Source organism: Stenotrophomonas sp. 05N37 (assembly GCF_056397365.1).
This window is the reverse complement of record NZ_JBFTNG010000006.1, coordinates 36786-53064: the sequence shown is the minus strand read 5'-3', so window position 1 is coordinate 53064 and position 16279 is coordinate 36786. Positions and strand designations below refer to the sequence as shown.

12 protein-coding genes are annotated in these 16279 nt (G+C 68.2%); all 12 read right to left on the bottom strand.

Annotation, left to right across the window (positions count from 1 at the left end; genetic code table 11):
• Positions 1-47: 47 nt before the first annotated feature.
• The gene (locus tag AC1DGC_RS15915) at positions 48-1118 is read right to left on the bottom strand and encodes a protein-glutamate methylesterase/protein-glutamine glutaminase (protein ID WP_259202496.1); all 1071 of its coding nucleotides are present in this window, start codon (positions 1116-1118) and stop codon (positions 48-50) included.
• Complete coding sequence (gene cheD / locus AC1DGC_RS15910; protein WP_259202497.1) at positions 1115-1711, bottom strand: chemoreceptor glutamine deamidase CheD; 597 nt, start codon at positions 1709-1711, stop codon at positions 1115-1117. Before cheD ends, AC1DGC_RS15915 begins: the two co-directional genes overlap by 4 nt.
• Positions 1708-2571 carry a CheR family methyltransferase gene (locus AC1DGC_RS15905; protein WP_259202499.1) on the bottom strand — a complete coding sequence of 288 codons (864 nt, stop codon included), beginning with the start codon at positions 2569-2571 and terminating at the stop codon, positions 1708-1710. Before AC1DGC_RS15905 ends, cheD begins: the two co-directional genes overlap by 4 nt.
• 53 nt (positions 2572-2624) lie before the next feature.
• The gene (locus AC1DGC_RS15900; protein WP_259202501.1) at positions 2625-4898 is read right to left on the bottom strand and encodes a methyl-accepting chemotaxis protein; all 2274 of its coding nucleotides are present in this window, start codon (positions 4896-4898) and stop codon (positions 2625-2627) included.
• Between the two features lie 809 nt (positions 4899-5707).
• On the bottom strand, positions 5708-8080 hold the full coding sequence (locus tag AC1DGC_RS15895; protein ID WP_259202503.1) for a methyl-accepting chemotaxis protein: 2373 nt from the start codon (positions 8078-8080) through the stop codon (positions 5708-5710).
• 96 nt (positions 8081-8176) lie between these two features.
• On the bottom strand, positions 8177-8560 hold the full coding sequence (locus AC1DGC_RS15890) for a hypothetical protein (protein ID WP_259202505.1): 384 nt from the start codon (positions 8558-8560) through the stop codon (positions 8177-8179).
• Between the two features lie 152 nt (positions 8561-8712).
• Entirely contained in the window at positions 8713-9204 is a 492-nt protein-coding gene (locus AC1DGC_RS15885; RefSeq protein WP_259202506.1) for a chemotaxis protein CheW, read from the bottom strand.
• Between the two features lie 435 nt (positions 9205-9639).
• Complete coding sequence (locus tag AC1DGC_RS15880; protein WP_394163754.1) at positions 9640-10419, bottom strand: flagellar brake protein; 780 nt, start codon at positions 10417-10419, stop codon at positions 9640-9642.
• Positions 10420-10625: 206 nt separating this feature from the next.
• Positions 10626-12866 carry a methyl-accepting chemotaxis protein gene (locus AC1DGC_RS15875; RefSeq protein ID WP_478048317.1) on the bottom strand — a complete coding sequence of 747 codons (2241 nt, stop codon included), beginning with the start codon at positions 12864-12866 and terminating at the stop codon, positions 10626-10628.
• 705 nt (positions 12867-13571) lie between these two features.
• Positions 13572-15551: a chemotaxis protein CheA gene (locus AC1DGC_RS15870; protein WP_394163756.1), complete on the bottom strand. Its 1980-nt coding sequence runs from the start codon at positions 15549-15551 to the stop codon at positions 13572-13574.
• A gap of 51 nt (positions 15552-15602) precedes the next feature.
• Positions 15603-15968, bottom strand: a complete 366-nt coding sequence (locus AC1DGC_RS15865; protein ID WP_038688521.1) for a response regulator — start codon at positions 15966-15968, stop codon at positions 15603-15605.
• Complete coding sequence (locus AC1DGC_RS15860) at positions 15965-16273, bottom strand: STAS domain-containing protein (RefSeq protein WP_259202517.1); 309 nt, start codon at positions 16271-16273, stop codon at positions 15965-15967. The genes AC1DGC_RS15865 and AC1DGC_RS15860 overlap by 4 nt, the downstream gene beginning before the upstream one ends.
• Between the last annotated feature and the right edge of the window lie 6 nt (positions 16274-16279).

Here is a 16279-nt window from a genome sequence, read left to right as displayed (position 1 = left end):
CGGTAAGGGGGTGCCACGCATGGCGTGGCACTACCGGCAGGCAGGGGCTAGGCGCGCGCCAGGGCCATCAGGCGGTCGGCGATGCGCTCCAGGGGCACCATTTCTTCGGCGGCGCCCAGCTTGTAGGCGGCGCCCGGCATGCCCCAGACCACGCTGGTGGCTTCGTCCTGCACCAGCGTGGGGGCGCCGGCGTTGCGCAGTTCGAGCAGGCCGCGGGCGCCGTCGTCGCCCATGCCGGTGAGGATGGCGCCAATGGCGTTGCCGCCGGCACTTTCGGCGACCGAGCGGAACAGCACGTCCACCGCCGGTTTGTGGCGGTTGACGGCCGGGCCGTCATCGACGCGGCAGCGCCAGCGCGCACCGTCGCGGATGATGCGTAGATGCTTGCCGCCGGGCGGCAGGTAGGCGTGGCCGGCCAGCACGGCTTCGCCGTCGGTGGCTTCGCGCACGGACATCGCCGAATGACGGTCGAGGCGTTCGGCGAAGGGGGTGCTGAAGGCGGCGGGCAGGTGCTGGGTCATCACCACGGCCGGGGCGTCGGCGGGCATGCCTTCGAGCACCACGCGCAGGGCTTCGGTGCCGCCGGCCGAGGCACCGATGGCGATCAGGCGGTCGGTGGTGCGGAACTGGATGCTGCGTGCCGGCGCGGCGGCTGCCACGGTATCGAGGGTGATGCGCGGGGTGATCGGGCGGGCGAGGGTGCGTACCCGCGAGCGCGCGGCCATCTTGACCTTGCCGATGATTTCCTCGGCATAGCCCTGCAGGCCGCGGGCGACGTCGAATTTGGGCTTGGAGACGAAGTCCACCGCGCCCAGCGCCAAGGCCTGCAGGGTGGTGTCGGCGCCGCGCTCGGTGAGCGAGGAGATCATCACCACCGGCAGCGGGTGCAGGCGCATCAGGTTTTCCAGGAACGCCAGGCCATCCATGCGCGGCATTTCCACGTCCAGGGTGATCACGTCCGGGGCCAGGCGTTTGATCTTCTCGCGTGCGAGCAGCGGGTCGGCGGCGGTGCCGACCACCTCGATGCCGGGATCGCTGGCGAGGATTTCGCTGAGCATCTGCCGGACGACGGCGGAGTCGTCGACGATCAGCACGCGGCAGGGGCCGTTCTGGGTCATTCGAACAACTCCACGCCGCCGGTGACCGGGGCCTTGGACAGGCGCGCACGCACCGCCGATTCGGTCGCGGCCACTTCGGCCTCGTGGGCATGCGGCAGGCGCTGGACGACTACCCGGCCGGTGGTGGCGAAGAACCACACCTTGCGCGGATGGATGCCGCACAGGTCTTCGGCCAGCACCGGAATGTGCTCGGCCTGCAGGTACTGGCGCACGAACTCGGCGTTGCGGGTGCCGACCGGGTTGCTGGTGAAGCCCTTGAGCACGTTGGCCCCACCGAACACCTTGGCTTCCAGGCGCTTGCGATGGGCGCCGCGCTTGAGCAGGTCGTTGATCAGCAGTTCCATGGCGTAGCTGCCGTAGCGCGCGGGCGCGCCGTCGCCGACGTTGCCCTCCGGCAGCAGGAAATGGTTCATGCCGCCGATCTTGAGCACCGGGTCGCGCAGGCAGGCGGCCACGCACGAGCCCAGCGTGGTGGTCAGTGCGGTGTCGTCATCCACCACCAGGTACTGGGTGGGCAGCAGCTTGGCCGCGGTCACCTTGAAGCGGCTGTCGAAGTACCGCATCACATCGTCGTTGCGCACCGCTACATTCATGCCGGTGCTCCGGGCGCGCGCTTGTACAGGGTGCGACCGCACGGCTGGATCAGGTCGGCGGCGTGCAGGTAGTTCTCCGAGTGGCCGGTGTAGAGCAGGCCATCGTCGCCCATGTGCTGGATCAGGCGCGACAGGATGCCGCGCTGGGTGGGCTTGTCGAAATAGATCATCACGTTGCGGCAGAACAGCGCGTCGAACGGACCGCCGACGTCATAGCGCGGGGCCAGCAGGTTGAGCGGGCGGAAGTCGATCAGGTCGCGCAGCGCCGGATTGACCCGGCAGTGGCCCTCGTTGGGGCCGCTGCCGCGCTGGAAGTAACGCTTCTTCAGCGCCGGATCGAGCCCGGACACGCGGTCGATGGCGTAGACGCCGCGGCTGGCGGTGGCCAGCACCTGGGTGTCCACGTCGGTGGCCAGGATGCGCACCGGCGGCTTGAGCGTGCCGAACGCTTCGCAGGCGGTGATCGCCATGGAGTAGGGCTCTTCGCCGGTGGAGGCCGCGCACGACCACAGCTGCAGCGTGCCGTGGCCGGCGCGCGCACGCAGTTCGGTGTCGAGCTTCTCGAAGTGGTGCGGTTCGCGGAAGAACGCGGTGAGGTTGGTGGTGAGCGCGTTGGTGAACGCCTGCCACTCCTCGCCGCCGTCCTTTTCGAGCTGGTCCAGGTACTCGGTGAAGCTGCGCAGGCCGAGCGCGCGCAGGCGGCGCGAGAGACGGCCATAGACCATATCGCGCTTGGCCGGCGCCAGCGAGATGCCGACGCGTTGGTAGATCAGGTCGCAGACCCGGCGGAAATCGCGGTCGGCGAACTCGAATTCGCGGCCGTTCTGGGCGGTGGCGGCAGGAGCGGAAGGCGTGGACACGGGCGCACTCGATGGGGGTGGGGAGGCGGCGGCCGGGTGGCCGCCGCAAGGGCTCAGAACTCTTGCCAGTTGCCGTCGTCAGGGGTGGGGCTGCGCTGCGCACGGGGCGCCGGCTGCAGCCGCGCGACCGGTGCGGCGCCGCCCCTGGCCGTGGGGCGCAGCGCGGCGGGCACGACCACGCGCGCGGTCACCGCGCTGACTGCGGCCGCGACCTGGTTGTCCAGGCGGAAGATGGCCACGGCATCGGCGAGCTGGGTGGCCTGTTCTTCCATGGCACGCGCGGCGGCGGTGGCTTCTTCCACCAGCGCGGCGTTCTGCTGGGTGGTTTCGTCCATCTGGGTGACGGTCTGGTTGACCTGTTCGATGCCGGCCGACTGCTCCTGCGAGGCCGCCGAAATCTCGGCCATGATGTCGGTCACGCGCTGCACCGAGGCGACGATCTCGCCCATGGTGCTGCCGGCCTTGCGTACCAGGGCCGAACCATCGGCGACGCTGGCCACCGAGTCGTCGATCAGGCCCTTGATCTCCTTGGCGGCCCCGGCCGAACGCTGGGCCAGGGTGCGCACCTCGGAGGCGACCACCGCGAAGCCGCGGCCCTGCTCACCCGCACGCGCCGCTTCCACCGCGGCGTTGAGCGCCAGGATGTTGGTCTGGAAGGCGATGCCGTCGATGACCGAGATGATCTCGGCGATGCGGCGCGAGCTGGCTTCGATCGCGCTCATGGTGGTGACCACCTGGCCGACCACCTCGCCGCCCTGGCTGGCCACGCCATGCGCGCCGATGGCCAGCTGGTTGGCCTGGCGGGCGTGCTCGGCGTTCTGGCGCACGGTGGAGGTGAGCTCCTCCATCGAGGCGGCGGTTTCTTCCAGGTTGGCCGCCTGCTGCTCGGTGCGACGCGACAGATCGGTGTTGCCCGAAGCGATCTCGCCCGCGGCCTGGTTGATGCTGCCGGCCGAGGCCTGGATCTGGCCGACGATCTGGGTGAGCTGGCTGACGGTGGCGTTGGCGTCGTCGCGCATCCGCGCGAACACGCCCTGGAAGTCGCCGTGCATGCGCACGGTCAGGTCGCCCTCGGCGATGCCGGACAGCAGCAGCGAGAGCTTGCCCAGGTTGTCGTCGCTGACCTGCATCATCGCGTTGAGGTTGGCGATCATCAGGCGGAAGTCGTGGTCGAAGCGGGCGGTGTCGCCGCGCTGGCTGAAATCACCGGCTGCCGCGGCGCCGGCCAGGCGCTTGATTTCGTCGTTGATGCTGCCCAGGTTGCGCTTGACCGTGTCCACCGTGGTGGTGATCCCGGCCTTCTCGCCCGGGTAGCGGGCGATGTCGGCGTGCAGGTCGCCCACCGCATAGCGCTGCACCACCTGCAGCACGTCGTCCATGGTCTGTACGTGGGCGCCGACCAGGGCATTGGTCTCGTGCACCATCAGGCCGTACTCGCCGGGGAAGGCGCTCTCGTCCATGCGGAAGCGGGTCTGGCCGGCCTCGTGCTGGCTGGCCATCTCGCGCTGGCCGCTGATCACCGCGTGCAGCTGTTTCTGCATGCGGCCCATGCTTTCGAGCAGGCGGCCCGGTTCGTCGTGGGCCTGGGCGCCGATGCGGCTGTCCAGCTTGCCCGCGGCGATGCTCTCGGCCACGTGGGTGGCCTGGCGCAGGGGCAGGGTGATGCGGTTGCCGATCAGCCAGCTCAGCGCCAGCACGATCAGCACGACCACGCCGCCGGCCACGGTCATCACGGCGGTGAAGGCCAGAGCGTCGGACTGCACATCGTCCATGTAGACGCCGCTGGTCACGACCCACTGCCAGGGCGCGTACATGTCGGCGTAGGTGACTTTTTCGATCAGGTCATCCTTGCCGGGCTTGGTGGTCTTGTAGTACGTGAAGCCGCCGCCGGACCGGGCCATGTCCACCTGCTGCAGGTAGATCGGCACGCCGTCCTTGGAGGTGTAGTCCTTCTGCACCTTGCCGACGCGGTCGCGGGCGAAGGGATGCATCAGCAGCGTGTATTTCGTGTCGAGCACGTTGTAGTACGCGCTGTCGTTGTCGGCGCGCATGACCTCCAGTGCCTGCAGCGCGGCCGCCTTGGCGGCGTCCTCGGTGAGCTCGCCGGTGGTGGCCAGGCGCTTGTAGTGGTCCAGGATGCCGTAGCTGAGTTCGACCTGGGTCTTCAGCGCGTCCTTGCGGGTTTCCGCCAGATCCAGGTACTGCATGCGCGCGGCAATGATGGCCAGGGCGATGACGCCCACGGCGATGAGGGCGGTGAGCAGGTTGAGCTTGCGCCTGACCGACAGGTTGGCGAAGGACTGGTTCCAGCGGCTGAGCAGATTCATGGGCAGGGGTCTTTGATCGACGAACGTGTCGCGGCAATGCTGTTATCGGCCGCAGGGCGCGCGTATTGAGGCGGTGTGGCTGAGCGTATTCAGGTTGGAGCGGGGGCGGTGTGCGGCGCGACGTCCCGCGTAGCGGCATCGCATGGGTGGATGCATGTGGGGCTGGACGGAACAGCAGCCACGCATGGCGTGGCTCTACGCGGTATGGGTGCGTTTGTAGAGCCACCCCGTGGGTGGCTGCGCGCGGTGCCGGACGGAAGAGCAGCCACGCATGGCGTGGCTCTACGTGGTGTGGGGTCGCGTTTGTAGAGCCACCCCATGGGTGGCTGCACGCGCTGCCGGACGGAAGAGCAGCCACGCATGGCGTGGCTCTACGTGGTGTGGGGTCGTGTTTGTAGAGCCACCCCATGGGTGGCTGCGCGCGGGGCCGGACGGAAGAGCAGCCACGCATGGCGTGGCTCTACGTTGTGTGGGTGCGTTTGTAGAGCCACCCCATGGGTGGCTGCGCGCGGTGCCGGACGGAAGAGCAGCCACGCATGGCGTGGCTCTACGTGGTGTGGGGTTGCGTTCGTAGAGCCACCCCATGGGTGACTGCACGCGGTGCCGGACGGAAGGGCAGCCACGCATGGCGTGGCTCTACGTGGTATGCGTGCGTTTGTAGAGCCACCCCATGGGTGGCTGCGCGCGGTGCCGGTCGGAAGAGCAGCCACGCATGGCGTGGCTCTACGCGGATTGCAGCTTGACCAACAAAAAGGCCCCGACGGGTGTCGGGGCCTTTTGCAGTACCGGTTTACGGGCCGCAGGCGGGCTTAGAACTCCTGCCAGTCACCGTCGGCCAGTTCGGTGGCGACGGGGCGGGCAGCCGCGCGGCGGGCAGGTGCTGCCGGTGCGGCGGCGGCCTGGCGCACGGGTGCGCGCGGGGCCGGAGCGCTGAAGGCGACCGGTGCCGCCACGTCCTGCTCGTCGAGCGTGAAGATCGACACGGCGTCGCTGAGGTGGCCGGCCTGTTCTTCCATCGAGCGGGCGGCGGCGGTGGCTTCTTCCACCAGCGCGGCATTCTGCTGGGTGGTTTCGTCCATCTGCACGACGGTCTGGTTGACCTGTTCGATGCCGGCCGACTGTTCCTGCGAAGCCGCCGAGATCTCGGCCATGATGTCGGTCACGCGCTGCACCGAGGCGACGATTTCGCCCATGGTGGCGCCGGCCTTGTGCACCAGCGCCGAGCCGTCGTTGACCTTGCCGACCGAGTCGTCGATCAGGCCCTTGATCTCCTTGGCGGCACCGGCCGAACGCTGGGCCAGGGTGCGCACTTCAGAGGCGACCACGGCGAAGCCGCGGCCCTGCTCACCCGCACGCGCCGCTTCCACGGCGGCGTTGAGCGCCAGGATGTTGGTCTGGAAGGCGATGCCGTCGATGACCGAGATGATCTCGGCGATCTTCTTGGACGAGGTCTGGATCGCGCTCATGGTGGTGACCACCTGGCCGACCACTTCACCGCCCTGGCTGGCCACGGTGTGGGCACCGATGGCGAGCTGGTTGGCCTGGCGGGCGTGCTCGGCGTTCTGGCGCACCGTGGAGGTGAGCTCCTCCATCGAGGCGGCGGTTTCTTCCAGGTTGGCGGCCTGCTGCTCGGTGCGGCGGGAGAGGTCGCTGTTGCCGGTGGCGATCTCGCTGGCAGCCGAACTGATCGCCTGGCTGGAGTGCTTGATGCGGGTGACGATGCCGCTGAGCTGCTCGGCGGTGGCGTTGGCGTCGTCGCGCATGGTGGCGAACACGCCCTGGAAATCGCCGTGCATGCGCACGGTGAGGTCACCCTGCGACAGCGCGGTGAGCAGGCCGGAGATCTGTTCGATGCTGGCCGCGTTGGCGTCCAGCAGGCCGTTGATCTGCTGGGCCAGCTGCAGGAAGAAGCCGTCCTTGCCTTCGGCGACGATGCGACCGGACAGGTCGCCGGCGGCGGCCTTGGCGATCACGCGCGCCACTTCGGCTTCGACCAGCGCTTCGGGGGTGCGGTCACGCCACTCCACGACGTGGCCGACGCTCTCGCCTTCCTCGTTGCGGATGGTGGAGACCACCTGGGCAAACTGGGCATCGCCGAACTGCATGGCGCGACGGGCCACGCCATGCTGCTTCAGGTTGGCCAGCAGGCTGGCGTCCATCTCGCCGCGGTGCTCGAGCACGGTGAGCGGACGGCCGACCAGCGAGGCGCCCGCGTCGAAATCGGGCAGGTGCTTGCGCAGCTCGTCCTGGTACTGGGACAGGCTCTGCTCCAGGGCGCGGTTGGCGTAGACGATGTTGAGCTGGTTGTCGGTGAGGTAGACGCCGGTGGAGCTGTAGTCCAGCGCGGTGCGGATGCGCAGGTTCTCGCGGGCGATGGCCTGGTCGGTCTCGGTGCGCTCGCGCAGGTCGCGCTGCATGCGCTGCATGGCCTGCATCAGGTCGCCCACTTCGTCCTTGCGGCTCACGTCGATGTGGCCATCGAGCTTGCCGCTGGCGACATCGTTGGCCACCGACACGGCGCCGCGCATGCTGCCCACCAGCGAACGGGCGAACAGGTACACCAGGACCAGGCCCAGCGCGGCACCGCCGAGCAGGGCGATGACGGTCAGGGTGGCCGAGGCGGCATAGGTGGATTCGGCTTCCTCGCGCGAGGCGCGGGCCAGCCGGTTGTCTTCGGCGATCAGCGCTTCGAGCGCCGACGAGGCCTTCAGGTGCTTGCTGCGGGTTTCGCCGACGAAGGTGTCGATGGCGTCGTCCGGCAGGTCCAGCTCGAGCATCTCGGTGACCGCGTCGTAGGAGGCCAGCGAGTCTTTCCAATCCTTGGCGAAGGTGTCGAACAGCTTCTTCTGCTGGGGATTGTCGATGAGTTCGGGGTACTTCTTGATGGCCAGGTCGATCTGGCCACGCAGGTCCTTGGCACGCTTCTTCGCGTCGGCCTTGACGTCTTCGCTGGCGCGGATCAGGCCCTGGTAGGCCGAGTTGCGGTACTCGCCGACCATGCCGCGGATCTCACCGGCGGTACGGATGCTTTCCATCCGGTGGCCGGCCAGCTCGGTGGTGACGTTGTTGAGCGAGTAGAGGCCGCGATAGGCCACGATGCCCTGCAGCAGCATCACCAGCAGGAGGACGCCGAAAGTCAGCATCAACTTCGGCATCAGTTTGAGGTTGTTGATCCAGGGCATGAGCAGTGCGATCTCCAATGGCAGACGCGTCCGGGCGTCGTGCCCGGTTGCAACGTCCACGCCGGCCAGTGCCGGCGTGGCATGGCGTACGGCGGATTACTTGATGTTGGCGAGCTTCAGGCCGGCCGGCGAGCTGACTTCGATTTCAGCGCGCGATGCATCGCGGGCGATCTTGCCGATCACGCAGACGGTCTTGCCTTCCAGGGTTTCCAGCGGGAAGCTGAACTTGCCGCGGTTCGCACCGGCGATGCGGGCCGAGAAGGTGTGGCGCGGGAAGGCGCCGCCCATGTACAGGAAGGTCGGCTGGCCTTCGGAGCCTTCGGCGTAGCGGGCCTTTTCGACCTTGCCGCAGACCATGCCGTCCTTGCCGACCGAGCGCGGTGCCATTTCCGGCGGGATCATTTCGGCCGACTGGGCGAAAGCGGACGAGGCGGAGGTGGCGAGAACGGCAACCGAGAACAGCGCAAGCAGGGACTTCATCGGGAAAAATCTCCGGGGAAAATGGACGAATTGGCCCGGCCTTGGGCAGCCCCACACAGCCGGGTCCTGAAGCAGCTATCGGCCGTGCCGGGGGGAACTGAAGAACTTTTTTCGACCACGGCCGCAGGACGCTTTGGCCGGGGTACTGCGGATCAGGCGGCGACGTCTTCGACCGGGGTGGGGTTGCCCATGTCGGCGCTGTCGAGGAGGGTCTCGATGTCCAGCAGGATGAGCATGCGATCGTCCTGGGTACCGATGCCGGAGATGAAGCGGGTATCGACGGCGGCGCCGAACTCGGGCGTCGGGCGGATCTGGTCGGCGCTGAGCGGGATGACGTCGGAGACGCTGTCGACGACGATGCCGACGACGCGGTCCTCCACGTTGAGCACGATCATGACGGTGAAGGCATCGTAGGTGGCCTTGTCCAGGCGCAGCTTGAGGCGCAGGTCGATGACCGGGACGATGGTGCCGCGCAGGTTGATGACGCCCTTGATGTAGTCCGGCGCATCGGGGACGCGGGTGACCGAGTCGTAGCCGCGGATTTCCTGCACCTTGAGGATGTCCACGCCGTAGTGCTCGGCGCCGAGGGTGAAGCTGAGGTACTCGCCACCGCTGCTGGCGGCGTTGGGGTTGCTGTCGTTCATCGAGGGAATCCTGGGTCGGGCGTGGCGGTAAGGAAAAACCGGGCGTCACGCTCAATATCGGCCTGGATGGGGGCGACTTTAGCGGGCGTGGAGAGGGCGGTCGGCTGTGCACTGCCGAGGCGTGGCGGGCGGTGCCAGGCCCACAGATTCCGCGATCGGTTGGATGGAGCCGCCGCTGGCGGGGAGGGGGAGTGTCGAGCGCTGCTCGGCACCTGGACCCCCGGACGCTGCGAGCGCTTGCTCTCTACGCGGCCAAAGCCACCTGTCCCGGGGCGGTACGGGTGGGTTGGCGGGACCCGTTTTGCGCCATGGATGGCGCAAAAGGAGCCTGCACGGACGTACTTGCGGCGTGTCCCGCCAGCCCACCCGTACCGACCCTGCGCGCCACAGACGACCCGCCGCAGTTGACGTTGCTCCCAGGAAAAGCAGCCCGCCTTAACTCTCCCCGTTCTTGCGCGCACTGCGCTGGCGGTCGATGCGGAAGATGTAGCGCTGGATGGCGCTGTCGCCGCCGCGCGGCAGCGTGTCGAAGCGCATCCCGATCCGCTTCATCTCCACCCCGTTGGGCAGCTTCACCGCCAACTGGTTGCAGACGATGAGCGACACCTGCAGCGGCCCGCTGTCGGGCATGTCCAGGCGTGCGTCGTAGCGCTTCTGCAGGGAGAACACGTTGCAGTCCGGTGGCACCGTCACCGCCAGGCCGCCGCCGCTGATGTCCACCACCCGCAGGCTCAGTGCCTCGCTGCGATCCTCGTTGATCGGGAACAGCAGGTGTGGCGAGTCGGTGATCGGCGTCTCCAGCCGATACAGCTCGCGACGCTGGAGGTGCACCAGTTCGCTCGGGAACGCCACGCGGAAGGCCACGTGGCCCGAGCCGCCGGTGCGCTCCAGGTGATCCAGCCGGAACCGCACCATTACCCGGTCCAGCTGCGCGAAGCAGAGCAGGTGCCCGGCCTCCTCGGCGGCGCGGTTGGCCGGTTCGGACGGACTGCCGTCCAGCAGCAGCGTGTCCTCGTCCTCGTCCAGTTCCAGGATCGCGGTCGGGAACGACTGGTCGCGGCCGCCCAGGTGGGCGTTGATCAGCGAACGCTGGTCGATCAGGGCCTGCAGCAACTGGCGGATCTGCCTCGGGTTGCGGACCAGGTAACGGTCGTCCGTGCCGTCGTCGTGGGCGGCATGGGTTCCGTCGTGTACGTCAAGGCTACCTTCGGACATGGACTCTTGCTGGCTTGGGCGGGCGCCGATGGCGGACTTTGCCAGGGCTCTGTCCGTTTATCGGCAGCAGTTCACGTTTATGTAGGGGGAATTGTGTGTCGGGGGCGGGCTCATGCCGCGGCCGATGCCACGCCACCCGGTAGCCAAAACAGCGACACCCCGCCGGAGCGGGGTGTCGTGTCTTTATCGAAACCCGCGGCGGCGGATCAGAACTCCTGCCAGTCGCCGTCGTTGGCCAGCACCGGCTCGCGTACCGCGGCGCGGCGCGCCGGTGCCGGGGCGGGGCGGCCGCGGCCGGGGGTGGCCGCCGGCGCGCGGCTGCTGCCGGCCGGCGCAGTGGCCAGCGCGGCCGACTGGCCATCCAGCTTGAACAGCGCCACCGCATCGGTCAGGTGACCGGCCTGCTCTTCCATCGAGCGGGCCGCCGCGGTGGCTTCCTCCACCAGCGCGGCGTTCTGCTGGGTGGTCTCGTCCATCTGGGTGATGGTCTGGTTGACCTGCTCGATGCCGGCCGACTGCTCCTGCGAGGCCGCCGAAATCTCGGCCATGATGTCGGTCACCCGCTGCACCGAGGCGACGATCTCGCCCATGGTGCTGCCGGCCTGGTTGACCAGCGCCGAGCCCTCGGCCACCTTGCCGACCGACTCGTCGATCAGGCCCTTGATCTCCTTGGCCGCGCTGGCCGAACGCTGGGCCAGGGTGCGCACTTCCGAGGCGACCACGGCAAAGCCGCGGCCCTGTTCACCGGCACGCGCCGCTTCCACGGCGGCGTTGAGCGCCAGGATGTTGGTCTGGAAGGCGATGCCGTCGATGACGGTGATGATGTCGGCGATGCGGCGCGAGGAGGCGTCGATTTCATGCATCGTGCTGACCACCCGGCCGACCACTTCGCCGCCCTGGCTGGCCACGCTGTGGGCACCGATGGCGAGCTGGTTGGCCTGGCGGGCATGTTCGGCGTTCTGACGCACGGTGGAGGTGAGTTCCTCCATCGAGGCCGCGGTTTCTTCCAGGTTGGCGGCCTGCTGCTCGGTACGGCGCGACAGGTCGTTGTTGCCCGAGGCGATCTCGCCGGCGGCGGTGCTGATGCTGGAAGAGGCGTGCTGGATGCGCCCCACGATCTGGGTCAGCTGGGCGACCGTGGTGTTGGCATCGTCGCGCATGCTGGCGAACACGCCGTGGAACTGGCCCTGCATGCGTGCGGTGAGGTCGCCGTTGGCGATCGCCTGCAGCAGGTGCGAGAGCTGGGACAGGTTGCCGTCGGCCACTTCCATCATGGTGTTCAGGTGCTCGATCATCACCCGGAAATCGTGATCGAAGCGCAGTGCGTCGCCGCGCTGGCTGAAGTCGCCCGCGGCCGCGGCCTGGGCCAGCGACTGGATCTGGGTGTTGATCGCCAGCAGGCTGGCCTTGGCCGCATCCATCGATTCGTGCAGGATCGCGCGGCTGCCCGGCAGGCGGCGCGCGTTCTGCGACAGGTCGCCGGCCGCGTACTGGTTGAGCACGGCGATGGCGTCCTTGATCGCATCCAGGTGGTCGAACACCACCGTGTTGGTGCCCACGGCCAGTTCACCGTAGACGCCGGGGAAGTCCACCGGCATGCGGTGGGAGATATCCGGGCCGGCGTGCATGGCCGACATCTGACGGGTTTCGTCCGAGTAGCGGCGCAGCATGCTGGTCATCTCGCCGGTGGCGGCCAGCATCTGCCCGACTTCGTCGGCGCTGGTGGCACGGGTGGTGACGCTGAGATCGCCCCGGGCGACCGATTTGATGGCGTGCACGGCCTGCGACAGCGGCCGGGTGATCACCCGCGAGATGACGAACGCCAGGGCGGCGGCCACCACCGACAGCAGCACCATGCAGACCACGATGGCGATCACGCTGGCGCGGTGGGTGGCGTTGGCGCCAGCGATACGCTCGGCCATGAGGCTGTTGCTGTACGCGCCCAGCGCCTTGAGGTCTTCGAACAACTGGCGGCGCGCCGGACGCGACTTGTTGTCGGAGATGTCGCGGGCACCGGCCGCATCGCCGGCGGCCACGGCGGCGCGCAGGTCGGTGTTGGCCAGGAAGTAGGCGTCGGTGTCCGCGGCGACCTTGGCGTACAGCGCACGCTCGCGGTCATTGGCCGGCAGCGCGGCGTAGGCCGCCAGTTCGTCGCGGACAACCTTGGCCGAGTCGTCCATGCGCTTGTTGTAGTCGGCGACCTTGTCGGGCTGGTCGAGCATGCTGACCTGGGCCAGTTCGTAAGTGCGGAACTCACCCAGCACTGCGCGCGCCTCACCCAGGTGCTGGAGGGTGGGAATGTTGTTGCCGGCCATCGCGGCCAGTTCGGCATTGGCGCCGTTGAGGCGGACCAGGGCGAACACGCCCAGGACGACGGTCATCAGCGTGGTGAGGGTGAACCCCACCGCCAGCTTGCGGGCGATGGGCAGATCATGGAACCACTTCATGGTGTGAACTCCGGGCAGGGCGGGGGCGCACAGCCGTGGGGTGCTGGGCGAGAGGTCGTAACGAAGGCGAGGTGGGGCGCGGGACACGTGACGATGGCGTCATAGCTCTCCCGGGATAACGGCGCTGCCCCGTCGCAACTTGAGTGCTCGATGTCACATTTTTTTTGAAAACGACGCAGCGCAGGGCATACCGCATTGGTTGCAAGAGCAAGCAATGGCAAGGCTTCCGCGTGCGTCGCCCGAAAGACGGGTCAGTCCGCCCGCGTATCGGCCAAGTTCGACGTCACAGCTTCAAAAAAGGCGCGTAACCCGCACGCGTAGCGCCGCGCCGTTGATCGCAGGCCCGGGTGTGCCGAACGCGAGGCGGCAGCACCCAACGCCGCAACCACCCGGCGTGTCGGCGCAGGAGTCGTGCGGGGCGCGGGCCAAAGGTAAGGTCTGGAGCCCACGCAAGCAGCCCGCGCCACTGATCGGGGGTACGGTAGTGCCGGCCGTTGGCCGACAGCACGTGACGCTGCAACCACCGCGAGTATCGATGCAGGAAAGACTGCGAAGAGCCGGCCAACGGAAGGCGCGGAACCCAAAGACGAGGAGCCCCCGCTAGTAGCGGGGGCGCGCCGACGGCGGGGGGTGTTGGGTGCTGGTGAGGCCGGGGCCCAGGGTTTGCGTAGCAAACCCTGGGGAAATCTTCGCGAATGCGCAGATTTAAGCGGCCTGCGGCACCCGCAGCGACCGCACCAGCCCGCCGATGTCCACGATCAGCGAGACCCGGCCATCTCCGAGGATGGTGGCGCCGGACACACCGCTGATGCGGCGGTAGTTGTTCTCGATGTTCTTGACCACGACCTGCTGCTGGCCAACCAGCTCGTCCACTTCCAGTGCGATCTTCTGGCCATCGCCTTCGACCACCACCACCAGCGAATCGTCCTTGGTGCGCCCGCCAAACCCGTAGTACTCGCTCAGCGAGAGGATCGGCAGGTACTCGCCACGCACGCGCAGGACGCGGCCTTCGCCGGCCATGGTGCGCACGTCTTCCGGCTGCGGCTGCAGTGCTTCGAGCACGTAGGCCAGCGGCAGGATCACCGTTTCGCCGGCCACGGCCACGGTCATGCCGTCGAGGATGGCCAGGGTGAGCGGCAGGCGGATCAGCACGCGGGTGCCGTTGCCGGCCTTGCTCTCCAGCTGCACTTCGCCGCCCAGCGCCTGGATGTTGCGGCGGACCACGTCCATGCCCACGCCACGCCCGGACAGGTCGGTGACCGCATCGGCGGTGGAGAAGCCGGGCTGGAAGATCAGGTCCCAGACCTGCGCGTCGGTGGGGTTGTCGGGCACGCTCAAGCCACGTTCGAGCGCCTTGGACAGAATCTTGTCGCGGTTCAGGCCGCGGCCGTCGTCGCTGACTTCGATCACGATGTGGCCGCCCTGGTGCGAGGCCGCCAGGGTGATGGTGCCGGTCTCGTCCTTGCCGGCATCGCGACGGATGTCGGGCATTTCCAGGCCGTGGTCGATCGAGTTGCGGACCAGGTGGACCAGCGGGTCGGCGATCTTTTCGATCAGGCCCTTGTCCAGCTCGGTGCCTTCGCCGATGGTGCGCAGGCGGACCTGCTTGCCGAGCCGCGAGGAGAGATCGCGGACCAGGCGCGGGAAGCGGCGGAACACCGCATCCACCGGCAGCATGCGCACGCCGATCACCGCTTCCTGCAGGTCGCGGGTGTTGCGTTCGAGCAGGTCCAGGCCGGCGAACAGCTGCTCGGCATGGACCGGGTCCAGGGCATGCGAGACCTGCTTGAGCATGGCCTGGGTGATGACCAGTTCGCCGACCAGGTTGATCAGCGCATCGACCTTTTCCACGGCGACGCGGATGGAGGTTTCCGCTTCGTGCGCGGCGGCAGCCGGCGCGCCGGCCGCCGGTGCGGCAGCAGAAGCGGCAGGCGCCACCGCTGCCGGGGCAGCCGGGGCGCTGGTGGCCAGGCTGGGCGGGGCGGCCGGACGGATGTCCAGCTCGCAGTCGTCCACGACCCAGGCGAAGGTGTCTTCGATCTTGCTGCGCGGCACCTTGCCGACCAGGCCGAGGTCCCACGCCAGGTGCGCTTCGAGCGGGTCGAGCTGGTCGAAGCCGGGCAGGCGCTCCATGCGCGCGGCGACCTGCAGCGAACCGAGGTGTTCCAGCTCGCGGATGATGCGCAGGGGGTCGTTGCCGCTCATGAACAGCGACGGCGACGGCACGAAGCCGATCTGCCACGCTTCCGGGGTGTCATCGACCTTGGCGGCGGCGACCGGGGCGCTGGCAGCGGCCTGGCCGGACAGCACCGCTTCCAGCCGTGCCTTGATCGCGGCCACCGCCTGCGGGTCGGCGGGCTGGCCGTGTTCGGCCTCGCGCAGCAGGGCGCGCAGCACGTCCACCGAGGACAGCATGGCATCCACCGCGTTGGCTTCCAGGGCACGCTTGCCGGCGCGCAGTTCGTCCAGCAGCGTCTCCAGCACGTGGGTGAGCGCGGCGATCGCATCGAAGCCGAAGGTGCCGGCGCCGCCCTTGATGGAGTGCGCGGCGCGGAACACCGAATTGATGATTTCCGGGTCCTGCTGGCCCGATTCGAGCGCCAGCAGGCCAGCCTCCATGGCATCCAGCCCTTCGCGGCTTTCTTCGAAGAACGTGGCGTGGAAACGTTGCAGATCCATGCTCATGGTGCGTGGGGTCCGGTTGCGAAGGGAGGGAGGGGCGAAGCGGCGCTGGGCTCAGCCCAGGACTTTCTGCACGGTGGCCACGAGCTGTTCGGGATTGAACGGCTTGACCAGCCAGCCGGTGGCACCGGCGGCCTTGCCTTCGGACTTCTTGTCGGCCGCCGATTCGGTGGTGAGCATCAGCATCGGGGTGAACTTGTAGTCCGGCAGCTGGCGCAGCTCGCGGATCAGCGAGATGCCGTCCATGTTGGGCATGTTGACGTCGGTCACCACCGCGTTGAAGCGCTGGCCCTTGGCCCGGCCCAGCGCGACGGCGCCGTCCTCGGCTTCTTCGACGGAAAAGCCGGCCGAGGTGAGGGCGAAAGAGACCATCTGGCGCATCGACGCCGAATCGTCCACCACCAAGATACGTGCGCTCATGCAGCGTTCTCCACAGATTTCAGGTTGTCATGGGTTGCGTCCAGGCCGAGGGCCTGGGTGACGCCGAGCAATCGCGCGGCATCACGGAAGGTTGCAGTGCAACCGTCGAATCCGGTCGGGTAGCCTGCCTGGCGGCGGGCGTCGACGAATGCGCACAGGACCTGCATTGCTGCGGTATGGATACGGCTCACTTCGCTGGCATCCAGCGTCAGTTCGCCGGCCTGGTCCACCAAAGGGGCCAGGCGGGTTTTCAGCTCGGTGCTGGTCTCGATACCGAGATCACCACCCAGGGCCACAGTGCTCATCGTTGC

Bases quoted from the DNA above. Each gene is read 5' to 3' on its own strand.
- AC1DGC_RS15885 (WP_259202506.1), bottom strand. From the start codon at position 9,204: ATGAACGACAGCAACCCCAACGCCGCCAGCAGCGGTGGCGAGTACCTC.
- AC1DGC_RS15865 (WP_038688521.1), bottom strand. From the start codon at position 15,968: ATGAGCGCACGTATCTTGGTGGTGGACGATTCGGCGTCGATGCGCCAG.
- AC1DGC_RS15915 (WP_259202496.1), bottom strand. From the start codon at position 1,118: ATGACCCAGAACGGCCCCTGCCGCGTGCTGATCGTCGACGACTCCGCC.
- AC1DGC_RS15870 (WP_394163756.1), bottom strand. From the start codon at position 15,551: ATGAGCATGGATCTGCAACGTTTCCACGCCACGTTCTTCGAAGAAAGC.
- AC1DGC_RS15900 (WP_259202501.1), bottom strand. From the start codon at position 4,898: ATGAATCTGCTCAGCCGCTGGAACCAGTCCTTCGCCAACCTGTCGGTC.
- AC1DGC_RS15880 (WP_394163754.1), bottom strand. From the start codon at position 10,419: ATGTCCGAAGGTAGCCTTGACGTACACGACGGAACCCATGCCGCCCAC.
- AC1DGC_RS15860 (WP_259202517.1), bottom strand. From the start codon at position 16,273: ATGAGCACTGTGGCCCTGGGTGGTGATCTCGGTATCGAGACCAGCACC.
- AC1DGC_RS15895 (WP_259202503.1), bottom strand. From the start codon at position 8,080: ATGCCCTGGATCAACAACCTCAAACTGATGCCGAAGTTGATGCTGACT.
- cheD (WP_259202497.1), bottom strand. From the start codon at position 1,711: ATGAATGTAGCGGTGCGCAACGACGATGTGATGCGGTACTTCGACAGC.
- AC1DGC_RS15875 (WP_478048317.1), bottom strand. From the start codon at position 12,866: ATGAAGTGGTTCCATGATCTGCCCATCGCCCGCAAGCTGGCGGTGGGG.
- AC1DGC_RS15890 (WP_259202505.1), bottom strand. From the start codon at position 8,560: ATGAAGTCCCTGCTTGCGCTGTTCTCGGTTGCCGTTCTCGCCACCTCC.